17 protein-coding genes are annotated in these 16,967 nt (G+C 69.2%); 9 read left to right on the top strand and 8 right to left on the bottom strand.

The genetic code is table 11. The features are described 5' to 3' along the window. Window positions 1–91 precede the first annotated feature (91 nt). From ACWGJP_RS07135 to ACWGJP_RS07155, 5 genes are all read left to right on the top strand, one after another. Window positions 92–781 carry a GNAT family N-acetyltransferase gene (locus ACWGJP_RS07135; protein ID WP_452329054.1) on the top strand — a complete coding sequence of 230 codons (690 nt, stop codon included), beginning with the start codon at window positions 92–94 and terminating at the stop codon, window positions 779–781. A 35-nt stretch (window positions 782–816) separates the two neighbouring features. Next, window positions 817–1,446: a hypothetical protein gene (locus ACWGJP_RS07140; protein ID WP_452329055.1), complete on the top strand. Its 630-nt coding sequence runs from the start codon at window positions 817–819 to the stop codon at window positions 1,444–1,446. A gap of 61 nt (window positions 1,447–1,507) precedes the next feature. Further along, window positions 1,508–2,227, top strand: a complete 720-nt coding sequence (locus tag ACWGJP_RS07145; protein ID WP_452329056.1) for a YdeI/OmpD-associated family protein — start codon at window positions 1,508–1,510, stop codon at window positions 2,225–2,227. A gap of 60 nt (window positions 2,228–2,287) precedes the next feature. Beyond that, complete coding sequence (locus ACWGJP_RS07150; protein ID WP_452329057.1) at window positions 2,288–3,673, top strand: glycine--tRNA ligase; 1,386 nt, start codon at window positions 2,288–2,290, stop codon at window positions 3,671–3,673. 355 nt (window positions 3,674–4,028) lie between these two features. After that, window positions 4,029–7,781: an Ig-like domain-containing protein gene (locus ACWGJP_RS07155; RefSeq protein WP_452329058.1), complete on the top strand. Its 3,753-nt coding sequence runs from the start codon at window positions 4,029–4,031 to the stop codon at window positions 7,779–7,781. A 78-nt stretch (window positions 7,782–7,859) separates the two neighbouring features. Here ACWGJP_RS07155 and ACWGJP_RS07160 read toward each other — a convergent pair whose 3' ends face one another. The 4 genes from ACWGJP_RS07160 to ACWGJP_RS07175 all read right to left on the bottom strand — a co-directional run bounded on the left by ACWGJP_RS07160 (window position 7,860) and on the right by ACWGJP_RS07175 (window position 11,276). Next, window positions 7,860–9,410, bottom strand: coding sequence for a hypothetical protein (locus tag ACWGJP_RS07160; RefSeq protein WP_452329059.1), 1,551 nt, complete (start codon window positions 9,408–9,410; stop codon window positions 7,860–7,862). A gap of 100 nt (window positions 9,411–9,510) precedes the next feature. Continuing rightward, on the bottom strand, window positions 9,511–9,936 hold the full coding sequence (locus ACWGJP_RS07165; RefSeq protein WP_452329060.1) for a DUF1801 domain-containing protein: 426 nt from the start codon (window positions 9,934–9,936) through the stop codon (window positions 9,511–9,513). Then, complete coding sequence (locus ACWGJP_RS07170; RefSeq protein WP_452329061.1) at window positions 9,933–10,505, bottom strand: HhH-GPD-type base excision DNA repair protein; 573 nt, start codon at window positions 10,503–10,505, stop codon at window positions 9,933–9,935. The genes ACWGJP_RS07165 and ACWGJP_RS07170 overlap by 4 nt, the downstream gene beginning before the upstream one ends. Before the next feature lie 15 nt (window positions 10,506–10,520). Continuing rightward, a complete protein-coding gene (locus ACWGJP_RS07175) occupies window positions 10,521–11,276 on the bottom strand; it encodes a class I SAM-dependent methyltransferase (RefSeq protein ID WP_452329062.1) in 756 nt (251 codons plus the stop codon). A 222-nt stretch (window positions 11,277–11,498) separates the two neighbouring features. Between ACWGJP_RS07175 and ACWGJP_RS07180 the strand changes: the two genes are divergently transcribed. From ACWGJP_RS07180 to ACWGJP_RS07190, 3 genes are all read left to right on the top strand, one after another. Beyond that, on the top strand, window positions 11,499–11,723 hold the full coding sequence (locus ACWGJP_RS07180; protein ID WP_452329063.1) for a FitA-like ribbon-helix-helix domain-containing protein: 225 nt from the start codon (window positions 11,499–11,501) through the stop codon (window positions 11,721–11,723). Then, complete coding sequence (locus tag ACWGJP_RS07185) at window positions 11,720–12,103, top strand: type II toxin-antitoxin system VapC family toxin (RefSeq protein WP_452329064.1); 384 nt, start codon at window positions 11,720–11,722, stop codon at window positions 12,101–12,103. Before ACWGJP_RS07180 ends, ACWGJP_RS07185 begins: the two co-directional genes overlap by 4 nt. 240 nt (window positions 12,104–12,343) lie before the next feature. After that, window positions 12,344–13,207: a siderophore-interacting protein gene (locus tag ACWGJP_RS07190; RefSeq protein ID WP_452329065.1), complete on the top strand. Its 864-nt coding sequence runs from the start codon at window positions 12,344–12,346 to the stop codon at window positions 13,205–13,207. Window positions 13,208–13,234: 27 nt separating this feature from the next. On the opposite strand, the gene ACWGJP_RS07195 is transcribed toward ACWGJP_RS07190, so the two are convergent. Both ACWGJP_RS07195 and ACWGJP_RS07200 read right to left on the bottom strand, forming a co-directional pair. Beyond that, entirely contained in the window at window positions 13,235–13,510 is a 276-nt protein-coding gene (locus ACWGJP_RS07195; RefSeq protein WP_452329066.1) for a hypothetical protein, read from the bottom strand. 45 nt (window positions 13,511–13,555) lie between these two features. Next, the gene (locus ACWGJP_RS07200; RefSeq protein ID WP_452329067.1) at window positions 13,556–14,851 is read right to left on the bottom strand and encodes a glutamyl-tRNA reductase; all 1,296 of its coding nucleotides are present in this window, start codon (window positions 14,849–14,851) and stop codon (window positions 13,556–13,558) included. 89 nt (window positions 14,852–14,940) lie between these two features. Here ACWGJP_RS07200 and hemE point away from each other — a divergent pair, with 89 nt between their 5' ends. Further along, entirely contained in the window at window positions 14,941–15,963 is a 1,023-nt protein-coding gene (hemE, locus tag ACWGJP_RS07205; protein ID WP_452329068.1) for a uroporphyrinogen decarboxylase, read from the top strand. Between the two features lie 80 nt (window positions 15,964–16,043). Here hemE and ACWGJP_RS07210 read toward each other — a convergent pair whose 3' ends face one another. Continuing rightward, window positions 16,044–16,433 (bottom strand): hypothetical protein, encoded by a 390-nt coding sequence (locus ACWGJP_RS07210; RefSeq protein WP_452329069.1) that lies wholly within the window; start codon window positions 16,431–16,433, stop codon window positions 16,044–16,046. Beyond that, window positions 16,382–16,945 carry an SDR family oxidoreductase gene (locus tag ACWGJP_RS07215; protein WP_452329070.1) on the bottom strand — a complete coding sequence of 188 codons (564 nt, stop codon included), beginning with the start codon at window positions 16,943–16,945 and terminating at the stop codon, window positions 16,382–16,384. Before ACWGJP_RS07215 ends, ACWGJP_RS07210 begins: the two co-directional genes overlap by 52 nt. Window positions 16,946–16,967: the final 22 nt, after the last annotated feature.

Raw genomic sequence — 16,967 nt, forward strand, 5'->3', positions numbered from 1 at the left:
GGCTATCGGTGCAGGAGCGGGGCGGCTCCGGATCGGTGCACTTCGCCCCGCCGCTTCCCCGATTCGCGGCGGAGGCGGGCAGACTGGGAGCGTGCGAACCATACGCGATCTGGACACCGTCGAGCTGATCATCCAGGCCCAGTCCCTGCTGGACTCCATCCGCGGCCCCGAGCGGGTGATCGACGCGGGCACGCTTCGCGCGCTCCAGCAGTCCGGAAACTACGTCGTCGGCCTGTTCGACGACGCGGCGGGCGAGGAGCGGATGGTCGGCGCGTCGATCGCGTTCTTCGGTGCGCCGGCGCGGCGCACGATGCATTCCCACATCACGGCGCTGCTGCCCGAGTTCCGCGGGCGGGGTTGGGGGCGCGAGCTCAAGGAGCACCAGCGGCAGTGGGCGTTCTCCCGTGAGGCCGGGCGCATCACCTGGACGTTCGACCCGCTCGTCGCCCGCAACGCGCACTTCTTCCTCACCGTGCTGGGTGCACGCGTCACGGGCTATTCGGTGAACAACTACGGGATCTTCGGCGGCGGGGATGCAGGGGACGAGAGCGACCGGCTTGACGTCGAATGGATGCTCGCCGACATCGCCAAGCCGCCCGCCCCCGAGGCGGTCGTCGCTGCGCTTCAGATCCCCGAGGACGTCGAGGCCATGCGCGTGTCCGATCCGGATGCGGCCCATGAATGGCGTCTGCGCCTGCGCAGCGAGATGGAGGGCCTGCTCGCCCGCGGGCTCCGCCCGGTCGGCTTCGAGGCGGGGCGCGGGTACCTGTTCGCGGAGTGAGCCGGATCCTCGGCATGATCTGATTGCATGGGCGCATGAGCTCCCTCCCCGAACAGCATCCGGCAGACACGGCCTGGCACCGTTGGGCCCCCGTGGGGCAGACGCTGGACACGAGCGGTGTACCAGGGAGCGGGCCCGCCCCGAGCCTCGCGGCGTTCGAGTTGCTGCCCCTCGACCCGATGCTCGTGCCAGAGCGCCCACGGCGCGGGGAGACCGACCCCTCGGAATGCGGGCATTGTCTTCCCTCCCCGCACGTCATCTGGGAGGACGACGACTGGCGCGTGGTCTCAGGTTTCGAGGGCGGAGTGGGCCTTCCATTCGTCGGCGCTCTGTCCCCTCGGCGACATGTGCGTCTGGAGGACGCCCCCGTCGAGCTGCTCGCGGGACTCGGTCCGATGCTGCAGCGGCTGTCTGAGGCGACGAAGGCGATTCCCGCGGTCGCACGGTGCCACTTCTCTCGGTGGAATGACGGATCCGCACATCTGCACCTCTGGGCGTATGCGAGGCCGGCGGGGATGATGCAGGGACGAGGGGCGATCCTGCCGTACTGGGAGCAGTCGATGCCCGCGATGCCCGACGCGATGATGCGGGAGCACCTGGAGATCGTCGCACTGGCGCTTGCGGAAGGCGGCGGGATCGCCTTCCCCGGGGCGGGCGCGGAGTGACCGTGCCTGGCTCGGTCAGAATCGCTGCCCGGTGTCGGTGGCCTGCGGCACCATGGATGGCATGACCGATGATGTGCAGCGGGGTCGCCCCGGCGGCTCGGCGGAGAAGCCGGCCCTCTTCTTCGCAGACGCGGCCGAGTTTCGCGCCTGGCTGGAGAGCAATCACGCCACGGCTCCCGAACTGTGGATGGAGGTCCGCAAGGCGCACGTCGCAGATCGTGGGCTGACGTGGGCGGATGCCGTGCCGGAGGCGCTCTGCTTCGGATGGATCGACTCCGTCTCCCAGCCGATCGACGACGACCGGCGGCGTCAACGCTGGTCGCCGCGCAAGGCGGGGAGCACGTGGTCGGTGGTCAACGTCGCCCACGTCGAGCGGCTCCTCGCCGAGGGCCGCATGGCGCCGTCGGGCATCGCGGCTTTCGAGGCTCGCAGCGCGGCGAAGACCGGCACCTATTCGCATGAGAACGGCGAGGCGGTGCTCGAGCCCGAGGTGCAGGCGATCCTCGACGCCTCTCCGGCGACGCAGGCGTTTCTCGCGGAGGCGACGGCGGGATACCGCAAGCAGGTGCGGCACTGGATCGCCACAGCGGTGCGTGCGCAGACCCGCCTCGGCCGCGCCGAGCAGCTCGTCGCCGACAGCTCCGCCGGCCGGCTCATCCCGCTCGCGCGCCCCGGCAAGACGCCCGCCTGGCTTGCGCGCGCCGCGGAGGCCGCCGCCCGAGCCGGGTCGGCGGTCGACCAGGAGGCAGAAGGGGCGGGCGGTGCCGCGCGGATAGACTAGGGATGCCGCGGCATCGCCGCGCGCCCCCGCATTCACCCCCTTGCGACCATTGGAGCCACCGTGGCCGAACAGTCCCGCCTCGACAAGGTCATCGCCCTCGCCCGCCACCGCGGGTTCGTCTTCCAGGCGGGTGAGATCTACGGCGGTTCCCGGTCCGCATGGGACTACGGCCCCCTCGGCACGGAGCTCAAGGAGAACATCCGCCGTCAGTGGTGGCAGGCCTTCGTCCGCGGTCGCGGCGACATGGTGGGGCTGGACTCCAGCATCATCCTGCCCAAGCGCGTCTGGGAGGCATCCGGCCATGTCGCGACCTTCACCGACCCGCTGGTGGAGTGCCTGAGCTGTCACAAGCGCTTCCGCGCCGACAACCTCGTGGAGGACTTCGAGGCGCGCAAGGGCCGCAAGGCCGAGAACGGCCTCGCCGACGTGCCCTGCCCGAACTGCGGCACCAAGGGCCAGTACACCGAGCCCAAGTCGTTCTCCGGCCTGGTCAAGACCTACCTCGGCGTCGTCGACGACGAGTCCGGCCTGCACTTCCTGCGCCCGGAGACCGCGCAGGGCATCTTCGTGAACTTCACCAACGTCCTCACCGCGAGCCGCAAGAAGCCGCCGTTCGGCATCGGCCAGGTCGGCAAGGCGTTCCGCAACGAGATCACCCCCGGCAACTTCATCTTCCGCACCCGCGAGTTCGAGCAGATGGAGATCGAGTTCTTCACGCCTCCGGCCGAGGCGCAGGAGTGGTTCGAGAAGTGGGTCGAGGACTGCTGGGCGTGGTTCGTCGACCTCGGCATCGACCCGGAGAACATGCGCCAGTTCGACGTGCCAGAGGACGAGCGGGCGCACTACTCCGCGGGCACGATCGATTTCGAGTACCGCTTCGGCTTCCCCGGCAAGGAGTGGGGTGAGCTGATGGGTGTCGCCAACCGGACCGACTACGACCTCTCCAGCCACAGTGAGGCATCCGGCCAGAGCCTGACGTACTTCGACCAGGCATCCGGTGAGCGCTACACGCCGTACGTCATCGAGCCCTCGTTCGGCCTCACCCGGTCGATGATGGCGTTCCTCGTCGACGCCTACCGCGAAGAAGAGGTGCCGAACGCGAAGGGCGGCACCGATGTGCGCACCGTCCTCAAGCTCGACCCGCGCCTCGCGCCGGTGAAGGTCGCCGTGCTGCCGCTGTCGCGCAACGAGAACCTGTCGCCGCTGGCGCGCGAGGTCGCGGACGGCCTGCGCGGACGCTGGGCCATCGACTTCGACGATGCCGGCGCCATCGGCCGCCGCTACCGCCGCCAGGACGAGATCGGCACGCCGTTCTGCGTCACGGTCGACTTCGACTCGCTCGAGGATCGCGCCGTGACCGTGCGCGACCGCGACACGATGGCGCAGGAGCGCGTGCCGCTCGACGCGCTGCACGACTACCTCGCGGAGCGTCTCAAGGGCGCGTGACGCGACCCTGCGGATGGAGCGCCGCGATTCGGATCCCCGGAGCTTTCGGCTGCGGGGATCCGCTGTTTCTGGCGCCCTCTGCGGTGCTCTCGGAGCCACTCCGGGGGTCGTGCGGGCTCTCGTGCTGACCTCCGCGATCCCCTCGGTCGTGGATGGGATCCGGCGCTCGCGGCGCCCCTGAGGTGGTGACCCCCGAGCGGGGGTCATTTGCGCGGATTTGACCCGCAAAAGGGGGTCGTGAGGCGTGCTCGCGGTCGGGCACCCCGTAACCGGGCGGCTAGCGTCTTCCCTCGGGCCGTCACGCTCTTGGGGAGCGCGGCGGCCCCTTGTCACGTCAACACAGGGGAGATCCGCTTTGAACGACCAGCCGAGAAACCGTCCGATACCGAGGGGCCCGCTGGCCTTCGCCGCAGCCTCAGCCGTCGTCATCGGCTCGGTCGGGATCCCCTCGATCGCCCACGCTGCGGAGCCGCTCAGTGACGACACCTTCTACGCATCGTCCGCGAGCGGCTCGCCGAGCATCTACGCCGTCGACCCTGACACCGGTGCGCTCACCGATGCAGGCATCGGCGGGCCCGGCGCCGTCAACCAGGTCGGCGTCTCGCGCGACGGCAGCTTCCTCGTCGCGACCGACACGACCCGCGTCCACCGCTACACCGCGGCGACGGGCACCTGGGACTCCGTCGCGCGCAGCACCGGTCCGACCGTGCCGAACACGCACGGTGCGGTCGACCCGCTCACCGGTCACCTGTTCTACGGTGGTCTGAGCGGCTCCACGCTCCAGATCGCTGACTACGATCCCGCGACGAACACCATCGCGTCGACCGCGATCTCGATCACGGTGCCGGGAGCGCCGGGCGGCAACGGAGACCTCGCCTTCGACGGTGAGGGCAACATGTACGTCGTCCTCGGTTCCGCGGCAACCTCGGGCTCGTCGGCGTACTCGCGCCTGTACCGCGTTGATCGCGCCTCTATCGCCAGCGGTACGGGCACCGCGACGCAACTCGGCGGCAACATCGCCGCGACGGCGCTCAACTCGATCGCCTTCGGCAAGGACGGCTACCTCTACGTCGCCGGCGGGCTGAACGCCCAGAGCGACTACATCCAGATCGACCCGGCAACCGGTGCGACGGTCGACCGGATCACGCTCAGCACGCGCGTCACCGACCTGGCATCCATCCCGGTGCCCCGCACGATCTCGATCGGCGTTGACGGCTCGGGGCTCGTCGACGGTGACGACAGCTTCACGGTCGTCATCCGGGACTCCGACGATGTCGAGCTCCTCAGCGACGAGACCGATGCAGAGGGCGACGCGGGCGTCGGCCCCGGCCTCGTCGTTCCCGAGCGGGAGTACGAGATATCCCTCGAGCCGGGCGACACGACCAACCCCGACGACTACGACACCACCTGGGTGTGCACGGACGAAGACGGCGAGACCATCGCCGAAGGCGTCGGCACCAGCGGCAGCTTCACGTACCCCGGCGCAGCCGAGGCCATCGACTGCACGTTCATCACCGTGCCGCGCGCGCTTCCGGCCGCGGTGAACGACGAGGACCTCCGCAACATGCAGGGCTCCACCGTCACGGTGGCCGTCGTCGGCAACGACACCGGTGACGCGCTCGACCCGAGCTCGGTGCGCATCCTCGACGGAGACGACCTCGTGACCGAGCTCGTCGTCGACGGCGAGGGCACCTGGACGGTCGACGCGGAGACGGGCGCGATCACCTTCGTGCCGGAGGCCGGCTTCACCGGCAACCCGACGCCGATCACCTACGAGGTCCGTGACGACCGCGGCAATGCCGCACAGGCCGCCGTCGTGATCACGTACCTGCCGATCGCGGCCGACGACGAGGACCTCGACAACGCCTCCGGCACCGACGTGACCGTTCCCGTCGTCTCGAACGACACCGGTGAGCTCGACCCGGCATCCGTCCGCATCATCGACCCCACCACGGGCGAGCCCGTCATCGAGCTCGTCGTTGCCGGCGAGGGCACCTGGACGGTCGACCCCGAGACGGGCGACATCACGTTCTCCCCTGAAGACGGCTTCGTCAACAACCCGACACCGATCACGTACTCCGTGACCGACGCGGAGGGCGAGAAGGCCGAGGCGGAGGTCGTCGTCACCTACGTGGCCGCCGCCACGGATGACGTCTCCAGCGGCAACGAGCCCGGCACCGCCGTGGTCGTGCCGATCACGGGCAACGACTCCGAGGACCTCGACCCGTCGACCGTCGGCATCATCGACCCCGAGACGGGCGAGCCGGTTTCGGAGCTGGTCGTCGACGGCGAGGGCACCTGGACCGTCGACCCGGAGACGGGCGACATCACGTTCACTCCGGAGGACGGCTTCGACGGAAACCCGACCCCGATCACCTACACCGGTGAGGACGGCGACGGGAACCCCGTCGAGGCGACCGTCACGGTCACGTACCTGCCCACGGCGCACGACGACGAGGATCTCGGCAACGAGATCGGCTCGACGGTCACCGTCCCGGTGGCGGACAACGACAGCGCCAACGTCGCCCCCTCGACGGTCGCGATCGTCGACCCCGCCACGGGCGAGCCGGTTTCGGAGCTGGTCGTCGACGGCGAGGGCACTTGGACGGTCGACCCCGAGACGGGCGACATCGCATTCACGCCGGAGGACGGTTTCGAGAGCAGCCCGACGCCGATCGAGTACGTGATCGAGGATGCCGATGGCAACGAGACCACGGCGACGGTGACCGTCGGCTACGCGCCGCTCGCGCAGGACGACGAAGACCTCGCCAACGAGCCGGGCACGGCCGTTACAGTTCCGGTCGCGGGCAACGATCTGGGCGACGTCGACCCTTCGACGGTCGCGATCATCGATCCCGCCACGGACGAGCCGGTGACCGAGCTGGTCGTCGACGGTGAGGGCACGTGGACGGTCGATCCCGAGACGGGCGACATCACGTTCACGCCGGAGGAGGGCTTCGACGGGAACCCGACGCCGATCGACTACACGATCGCCGACGCATCCGGCCAGGCATCCGAGGCGACCGTGACGGTGACCTACCTGCCCGCCGCCGCCGCGGACGAGGACCTCGACAACGTAATCGGCACGCCCGTGATCGTCGACGTCGTCGGCAACGACAGCGCGAACGTCGACCCCTCGACGGTGGCGATCATCGATCCCGCCACCGGCGAGCCGGTGACCGAGCTCGTCGTCGACGGCGAGGGCACCTGGACGGTCGATCCCGAGACGGGCGCGATCACCTTCACCCCGGAGCCCGGATTCATCGGCGACCCGACAGTCATCGACTACACCGTGTCGGATGCCGCAGGTAACCCGACCGGTGCGACGGTGACCGTCACCTACGTGAGCGATCCTGCCGACGACGAGAACCTGGGCAACACGATCGGCGAGCCGGTCACCGTTCCCGTCGTGAGCAACGACCCCGAGGGTCTCGACCCCGAGACGGTGAAGCTCATCGACCCCGAGACCGGAGACGCGGTCACCGAGGTCGTCGTCCCCGGTGAGGGAACCTGGACGGTGAACCCGGAGACGGGTGACATCACGTTCACGCCGGAGGGTGGCTTCGAGGGCAACCCGACCCCGGTCGACTACGTGTTCGCGCCGGAAGGGCAGCCGCAGTCGGAGCCGGCGACCGTCACGGTCGGCTACCAGCCGGTCGCTGCGGACGACTCCGATCTGGACAACGCGCCGGGAAGCACCGTCGTGGTCTCCGTGATCGACAACGACCGGGGCGATCTCGTGCCGTCGACCGTCAAGATCATCGACCCGGAGACCGGCGAGGCCGTCACCGAGCTCGTCGTGCCCGGTGAGGGCACCTGGACGGTGAACCCGGAGACGGGAGAGATCACCTTCACGCCGGAGAGCGGGTTCACCGGGAACCCGACGCCGATCGAGTACTCCGTGCAGGACGTTGCAGGCGTGACCACCACCGCGACGGTCACGGTCACCTACCAGGGCGCCGTCGCAGGGGGCAACAACCCCGGTGACGGGCTCGCCACCACGGGTGGTCAGCTGCCCTGGGGCCTGGCCGGGCTGGGAGCGCTGCTGCTCGGGCTCGCAGGAGCTGCGCTGGCGTTCGCACGCCGACGCCTGAACCGCGAGGCGTGATCCGCTGAGCGAGAGCCCGGCACCGGTGATTCCGGTGCCGGGCTCTCTTCGTCTGTGCCGTGTCGTCTTCGCGCGACGTCAGGGCGTCGGCTCTGCCGGATCGGTCGCGGCAGGCGCAGTCGCGGTGATCGCGTCGGCGATGAGCTGCTCCGTGGCGGCGTCGTCGTCGAGGACTGAGAGCGACGTCTCCGCTGCGCCGTAGATGCGCTCGGCGTACTCGGCGGCGAGATCGTCCAGCGCGTCGTAGGCGTCGAACGGATCCTCGTGCGCTTCGACGACCGTCGCGAACTCATCGTTTGCCTCGGACATCACCTCGATGAGCGCATCGAAATCCGCGGCCACCACCTCGAGCATCGGCAGTTCCCGCAGTGCTTCCGCGAAATCGAGCAGCTCACCCAAGCGGATGATCGTCACCTCGTTCTCCACGTCGGAGAATCCGGCCTCGAACGTCTGGGTGTACTCGGTGATGACGGTGAGCAGGCGGCTCGCCCCCGGACGGAAATCAAGCACCGCGCCATCCTCGCGTGCTCGATTGAGCTCCTCCAGAAGCGCGGCGCGCGCCGTGGAGTAAGCGGCGTCCGGGGTGTCTTCGAGCTCGCGGATGCGCCACAGCATCCAGAGCCGACTCTCGGTGTGGACCTCGCCCTCCGCCGCGTCGCCCCACGGCAGGTAGCCCTCCAGGAGTAGCTGCCGGTAGGGATCGCCAGGATCGGGGAACGATGGATCCGCGCCTTCGCCCGCGATGGCGTCGCTGAGCGCTGCGGCGATGTCGGCCGTCTGCCGCGCGAAGGCCGGACGCAGAGCCGCAGCGTGGTCCACCGGCGTGTAGAACACCTCGTTGAGGAACTCGTGACCCCAGAGGCCATCGAAGGCGAATCCGTACGTCCAGGCTGTCGTGTGCTCCGTCGCGAGGTCCAGGAAGTCGGACTCCTCTTCGAGCCAGTCGATGATGAACGCTCCGGCGGAGGCGCCGAGGCCCTCCTCGGGGATGAGCGGATCGCCGGTGATCTCGGAGTCCGCTTGCATGGCCTCGATCGCCGTCTCCACGAGTGGGGCCCGTCCCTCGAGGTACGCGATGCTCGCGGCGTGCTTGACCTCGTAGAGCCCGGCGTATCCGTCGTCGCCCGTCGCGGCGTCGGCGGCGTCCGCGTCGGCTCCGCGGCGTTCGGCCGCCGGTCCGCCGAGGGTGTTGTAGTAGAGGTCTGCCAGTGGCCAGTAGCTCTCGTACCCGGCCAGACGCAGGTCCTGCAGCGCCTCCGGTTCCAGCGCGGAGAGCTCTGTCGTGATCGCGCCGACCCGGGATGCGGCGTCCGCAGCCACGAGATAGGCAGGAGTGGCCTGGACCTCAGCGGGGTCGAACGCTTCAAGCTCCGGAACGCGGTCGAGGATGTCGCCGATCCCCACCTCCTCGTAGGGCAGCGATTCGCCCTCACCGAGGGCATCCCATTCGTCGTGCGTCGCGGTCTTCGCGGAGGCAGTCGCCGTGCCCAGCTCTGCCGCCCACGCGGTCAGCTCGTCGGCGTACTCCTCGGCGGCAGCGATCGCGTCATCGTTCGGTCCCGGGGTGCATCCCACGAGCAGTCCGGTCGTGGTGATCACGACTCCGACCGCTGCAAGCATCCTGCGCATCGCGCCCTCCCCGGATCTCACCTGATCCCAGATCATAGGATGCGGCGGCGTGACACTTGTGCGCTGTTGCCGATTCGTGACGCTCGGGCGGTCGTCCGTCTCAGCCGGTGATCGTCAGCCGTACCTGGTCGGTGCCGCCGGCCTCGACCCACGCCATCGACCGCTCCAGGATGCCGCGAAGGACGTCGAGATCGACCTGATCGAGGTCTTTGACGTAGAGGCATCCCTTCCCCGTCGTGTGCGGGCCGAGCTGCCCAAGAGCCGCAGCGTGCGCCTCGACCCCGTCGAAGAGATAGATCGTCGATGCGGCCTTGCGGGGCGCGAAGCCCAGCACTCCGGAGTCGCCCTCCGTGCCGGTGGGGTATGCGTAATGGCAGAACCCGAAGCCGATGATCGTCCCCCAGAGTGCGGGCTCGCGGCCGGTGACCTCCTGCATGAGCGCGGTCAGGGTCTCGGCATCCCGCCGACGCCTCTCCGGTGTGACGGCTGCGATGAAGGAGGCGACGCTGCCTCCGGTCGGCTTCACTTCGCAGCCTTCGCGGCGGCCTTCATCGCCTTCTTGTGCTCGCGCACCTTGGTGAGGGATTCCGGCGAGACGATGTCGGCGACGCTGCGGAACGAGCCGTCCTCACCGTAGGGGGCGGATGCCTCGCGCCAGCCTTCGCCGGTGAATCCGTACTGCTTGCCGAGCAGCGCCAGGAAGATCTTCGCCTTCTGCTCGCCGAAGCCGGGCAGTTTCTTGAGGCGCTTCAGCACCTCGGGGCCGTCCGGGTCGCCGTTCTTCCACAGCGCCGCGGCGTCGCCGCCCCACTCGTCGACGAGGGCCTGGCAGAGCGCCTGGGTCCGCGTCGCCATCGACCCGGGGTAGCGGTGCACCGACGGGGTCTCGCGGAAGGCGGCGAGCAGAGCCTCCGGGTCGTAGCCGGCGAGCGATGCGGCATCCACGGAGCCGGTGCGCTGCTGGATCTTCAAGGGTCCGGCGAACGCGGTCTCCATCGCGACCTGCTGGTCGAGGAGCATCCCGATCAGCAGGGCGAGCGGGTTGTCGGTGAGCAGCTCGTCTGCGGCGGCGTCCGCGGTGATGTGCAATGCCATGTCTCTCATCCTCTCTTACGGGCGGGCAGCGGATTCGCAGATGCAGAGCTGGGTCGGGGAGCTCGCCTCGAAGGGGCTTCCATTCCAGTTGCCGAAACGTTCGACCAGTCGGAGCCCAGCATGCGCAAGGAGCACCGGCAGTTCCTGAGGGAAGATGCTGCGCACCTCGATCGACACCGTCTGGAAGTCGGGCTCGGAGACCGTCGAGAAGTACCACGTTCCGCGTGTCACCTGCGCGGCAGCATCGTAGGAGTCCGAGACGTCGACGTGGACGTCGCCGCGGGCTGGGTCGGTGAATGAAGTGCGCGGGCGTCGGACCCCGTCGGCGCCAGCCAGGAGTCGCAGGTCGGGATTGAAGACGTCAAATGCGAACCGTCCGCCGGGCGCGAGGTGTCGGCTGACCGTGCGGAAGCATTGCACGATGTCGTCAGCCTCGTGCAGGTGCAGCAGTGCGTTGCCCGCGATGAATACGAGGTCGAACTCGTTGTCCAGGTCGAAGGCGCACATGTCGCCTTGCCGCCACTCGACAGACACGCCACGCTCTTCAGCCTTCTGCTGCGCCTGAGCAAGCATGTCCAGCGACAGGTCGAGCCCGACGCTTGGGTGTCCATCGGCCGCGATCGGGATCAGCTTGTGACCTGTGCCGCACCCGAGCTCGAGCACGTGCCCACCACTGCGGTCGGCTTCGGCGCGGTAGAAATCGACGGCGGCGTCGCTCGCCGGAAACAGCATGTCGTACAGCCTCGCGTCCGAGTACAGATCCCGTGTCATTCGCGCCTCCTTGCGTCTCACACTCTCACTGTGGGGGTCCTCGCACGGCTAATGGATACCGCGCGCTGGTCGAGCAGGATCCACGCCATCAGCGGTTCGTGAGCAACCCGTCTGCGATGGCGTCCGCGGTGATGTGAAGGGCCATGAGGACAGTTTCGCATTCGAGCGGGTGAGGGGAAACGGCAGAGAGCATGCACTGTGCATGTGGCGTATGCTGATCGCATGACCACGATTCAAGTTCGCAACGTCTCGGAGGAGACGAGTCGTGCGCTCAAGGCGAAGGCTGCCCTTGAGGGACGTTCGCTGAGCGACTACCTGCTGCGCGAGCTCGATCGTCTCGCGACGCGTCCGAGCCGGGCTGAACTGCTGGATCGGATCGCGAACCGTGGCGTCTCGACGCTGGACCCGGCGGCACAGGTGCTCGCCGAGCAGAGACCTGGTCGATGACGCTCGTCGTCGACGCATCCGCGGTCGCCGAGATCTTGTTCGGAACCGAGGCCGGGCGGCGCGCGGCCATGCTGATCGATGGGCACGAGCTGCTGGCGCCGCAACATCTGACGGCTGAGGTGGCGTCGGTGATCCGGGGGTGGTCGCTCAGCGGGCAGATCACCGACGAGCAGGCGCTGCGCGCGTTCCGCGAGTTCGACGCGCTCGGCGTCGAAGAGGTGCCGATGATGTCGATGCTGCCTGACGTCTATGCGCTGCGGCACAACGTGAGCGCATTCGACGCCATGTACGTGGTGCTCGCCCGCGCAGTGCCGTGCTCGCTGCTGACTCTCGACGCTCGTCTCGCGGCATCCGCTCCGGATTGCGCGCTCCTGCCGTAGGACTCCGTGCGGTCAGAGGGCCAACCACTCGGGTGTCACACTGCCTTCTTCGAAGTGCCACCGCCCGTCCGTCTCTCCGTCGATGCACATGATCATCGCGCTTGCTTGATCTGCGACATCTCGAGCAACTCGGTGAGCAGCTCGTCTGCGGCGGCGTCCGCGGTGATGTGCAATGCCACGATTCCCATTCTGCATCGTCGGACGGGGCCGACGCGGGGCGATCTCGGAGAAGATGGAGGAATGAGTGCACCGAGCATCCCGCAGCGTCCGGCCGGTCGACGAGGTTCCGCACCTCAGGCGCTTGAGGTCGTCCGCAGCGAACGCATCTCGGAGCACCTCGTCCGCGTGCACCTCGGCGGTGACGGCTTCGAGGCGTGGGTTGCCGAGGCGGACCCCGAGCGCCTGGCGAAGACCGATACCTATGCGAAGCTGCTGTTCGCGAAGCCGGAGCTCGGCCTCGAGCAGCCGTACGACCTGACGGTGCTGCGGGAGACGCTGGCGCCCGAGGACCTCCCGGTGATGCGCACCTACACGATCCGCTCGATCGACACCGCGGCGCGCACCCTCGCGATCGAGTTCGTGGTGCACGGCGACGAGGGCGTCGCGGGCCCCTGGGCGGCGAACGCGCAGCCGGGCGATCTGCTCACGCTCTCCGGCCCTGGCGGACAGTACGCGCCGGCCAGCGGGGATACCTTCCATCTGCTGCTCGGTGACGAATCGGCGATCCCTGCGATCGCGGCAGCCGTCGAGGCGCTGGAGCCGTCGGCGCGCGGCTCGGTCATCGTCGAGGTGGGCGGCCCCGCGGACGAGATCGCGTTGCCCGTCCCGGAGGGCGTCGAGCTGCGCTGGCTGCACAGGGCGGATGCCGCCTACGGTGCACCCCTCGTCGACGCCGTCCGCTCGCTCACCCGCCCTGAGGGGGAGATCGACGTGTTCGCCCACGGGGAGCGCGGTGCGATGAAGGCCCTGCGCGGCATCCTGCACGGGGAGTGGGGGATCGACCGCCGTTCCCTCTCGCTCTCGGCCTATTGGGCGCTCGGCCGCACCGAGGACCGTTTCCAGGCCGAGAAGCGCGAGCCGGTGGGGCAGATCTTCGAAGACTGACCTCGCGCATCGACGGGCTCAGCGTGCTCAGGCGCTGGCCGCGTCCTCGACGGCGGGAGCCGGTGTCTGCACCGCTGCATCGGGTGATCGAGTGGCCTCGAAGAGGAGCACAGCGGCCAGGATGGCCAGGCCGACGCAGAGGAGCGCCAGACCGATGCCCGACACATCGATCAGTTGAAAGTCATCCTCGGTGTACTTGACCGGCTGCTCGATGGTTCGGATGGCCAGCAGTATCCAGCCGACGAGGATGAGGACGCCGGCTTCGAGCCATACCGCTACGCGGGCGACCATGCGCGCTGTCATACGGTCAGCGTAGACGCGGTGGGCCGTCGTGTCGACAGGAAGGCGTCAGGCGGTGGCCGCGTCCTCGCCCGCTGGCTCCGAAGGACGGATGCCGTAGAGGGTCTCCAGCGCTGCGGTGAACTCAGCGGCCCTGCCCTCGGCGGCCAGCTCGTGCGCCCTGGTGGTCGGCGTGTGCAGGATGACACCGGCGAGGTGACGAAGCGCCTGCTCGACGCGGCCGTCCTCGTCGCCGCGAGCCCTCGCCCGATCGATCTCGGACTCGAGCAGCGAGAAGATGTGCGAGCGCATCGCTACGACCGACGGTGCAACGCTCTGCCTGCGCCCGACGACATGGAAGGTGTCCGCCGCCTCGCGGACGACGCTGCGCGCAGCATCCGTCGCCTGCAGCTCCTCGAGCGGTGCGTGCAGCCGGATGGTCTCGAGATCCAGCAGCGCGACGCCTTCGAGCTGGGCGACCTCCGGATCGACGTTGCGCGGCATCCCGAGGTCGATCACCAGCTGCGAGTGCGGCCCGACGGGGCACCCCGAGACAGCAGCGCCCGCTGGGGCCTGCAGCTGCGCAGGGCCGAGAACGGGCTCTGTGGCCGTCGTGCAGGTGATCAGCAGGCTGGAGCGCCGCGCGACACGGGCGTAATCGGCTGCGGGGACCGCGACGATGTCGTGCTTGCGGGCGAAGAGCTCCGCGCGCCCCGACGGCGAGTAGACCGAGATGTTCGTCGCACCGCGCTCACGAAGAGTCGCAAGGGTGACGGCCGCGTATGCGCCCGTACCGACGAGCAGCACGCGTTCGGCGGACCAGTCCGCGATCCGGCTGTCGGCGAGCTCCAGCGAGAGGCGGACGAGGGAGCGGCCGGCGCGTCCGAGGGCCGTGACGTTCTTGACCTTGCGCTGCGCCTGGCTCGCGCGCTGGAACAGGCGCTCGAGCTCGGGAGAGGTCGTGCCCTCCTTGCGTGCGGTCTTCAGCGCGCGACGGACCTGGCCTGCGATCTCGCCCTCGCCGGGCACGACCGATTCGAGGCCGGATGCGACGGCGAAAAGGTGCTCGGGGACACGGCGACCCGAGTGCACGGTGTACGAGCCGTCCAGCTCGGATGCCGGGATGCCGGCGGACTGCTCGATCGCCTCGAGCACGGCCTCGACGCCCACGGCGCCGGCTGCCGTCACGGGCTCGTCGATGTCCACGTACGCCTCGAAGCGGTTGCACGTCGAGAGGACGACGGCACCCTGCACGCACGGGGCGAGGCGCAGAAGATTCGGCGCGAGGTCATCGGGCGTGCGGCTCAGACGTTCGAGCATGTCGAAAGAGGCGGTCTTGTGACTCGCCGTCACACACAGCAGCACATCCCCATTCTACGCCGTGTCGAAAGGGGGTTCGCCCGCTCGCCCCTGCGCCCGGCATCCGCAGAGCATCCGGATGGGAGGATGGACGCATGCCTTCCCCCTCTGCGCCCCTGCTGCGCGCGCTCGCCGGAGATCGTCCAGAGCGGACCCCGGTGTGGTTCATGCGCCAGGCCGGCCGCTCCCTGCCCGAGTACCGCGAGTTGCGGGTGGGAACGCGGATGCTGGATGCCTGCCTCACCCCGGACCTCGCAGCGGAGATCACGCTGCAGCCGGTGCGCAGGCACGGCGTCGACGCCGCCGTCTTCTTCAGCGACATCGTCATCCCGCTGCGGCTCGCAGGCGTCGACGTCGTCATCGAGCCGGGGCGAGGTCCCGTCTTCGCCGAGCCCGTGCGCACGGCGGCCGACGTCGAGCGCATCACGGCGATCGATCCGGCCGATCTGGACACCACCGCGATCTCGGATGCCGTGCGGATCGTCACCGCCGAGCTCGGCGACACCCCTCTCATCGGGTTCGCTGGCGCACCCTTCACTCTCGCCGCGTACCTCGTCGAGGGCGGGCCGTCGAAAGAGCATCTGCGCGCCCGCGCGCTGATGCACACCGACCCCGCCGCCTGGAACCGCCTGGCCGACTGGCTCTCGCGCATCTCGCGGCGATTCCTGGAGGCGCAGCGTGATGCCGGAGCCGCCACGGTGCAGCTCTTCGACTCCTGGGCTGGTTCGCTGAGCCCCGCGGACTACCGGACCTTCGTCGCCCCGCACTCCCGCGCAGCGGTCGAGGGCATCGGCATCCCGGTCATCCACTTCGGTGTCGGCACCGGGTCGTTCCTGGCCGACATGCGGCTCGGCGGCGCGGCGGATGCCGTCGGTGTCGACTGGCGTCAGCCGCTCGATGTCGCCGCAGGCATCCTCGGCCCAGACGTCACGGTGCAGGGGAACATCGATCCCGCGCTGCTGTCTGCGCCGTGGCCGGTCCTCGAGGCGCATGTCCGCGATGTGCTGTCCCGTGGTCGTGCGGCCCGCGCGCACATCCTTAACCTCGGCCACGGCGTCCCTCCGGAGACCGACCCCGATCAGCTCACGCGCATCGTCGAGCTGGCGCACTCCCTCTGACTCTCCCCTCCTCCAACGGTGCTCGGGCGGACCGCCTGGGGTGCGTCGTGTGGTCGCGTCGGGTTGCGGGAGGTGGCCGCTCAGCCGCGCCGACGGGTCCGCGACCGGCGCACGACGCGAAGGTCGTCCAGTCCGAAGCCGCCTTCCGGGAGAGCTGCGCGGATCCGCTCATCGCTGAACGGGAGCGATGGCCGGATGCCCTCGGGGGCCTCCGGCGCCCAGGGCAGCGGCTCACTCACCCCCTCTGCCAGCATCCGGGCCTGAGCCTTCGCGACGAGCGGAGTGACCATCGTCCACTCGGCGAGGTGACCAAGAACCCTGATGGCCCAGACCGGCAGGGGAAGGAAGGCGGGCCGGCGTCCGGCCACGCGCGTGATGCGTCGGATGGCCTCGCCGAGTGTGACCTCGTCGGCGCCCATCACGGCGATGGTCGGATCGGGGATGCGGCCTTCCACCGCTGCGACGAGCACCCGCACGGCATCCTCCACGGGCACCGGGCGAGCCGTGCGCTCGCGGAAGCCGACCGTTCCGAACACGGGCAGGTCCGCACGGCCTTCGTCACGTGATCGACCATGTGGTCGCCCTGGCCGTAGATCATGCCGAACTTCAGGATGGTGTGCGCGATGCCGGAGGACCGGATGATCTCCTCGGCCTGCCATTTCGACTCGTGGTAGCCCGAGCCGGATCCCGGCCTCGCCCGGAGGAAGCTCACCATCACAATGCGCTTCACGCCGGCACGCCGTGCCGCCTCGACGACATTGCTCGTTCCAGCCACGTGCACCCGGCGGAAGGTCTGCTCGCCGATCTCACGGTTGATGCCCGCGCAGTGCGCGACCGCGTCGCAGCCGGCGAAGGCGGTGGCGAGGGCGTCGACGTCGTCGAGATCGACGCCGACGCGGCGCGACAGGGGCACGGCGTCATCGAGTGCTGCGGCGAGGTGCCGGCCGACGAATCCGGTTCCTCCGGTGATCGCGACTCTCATGTCTCCCCTTCGCTCATTAGCT

It is taken from the genome of Microbacterium sp. NPDC055903 (assembly GCF_053615555.1).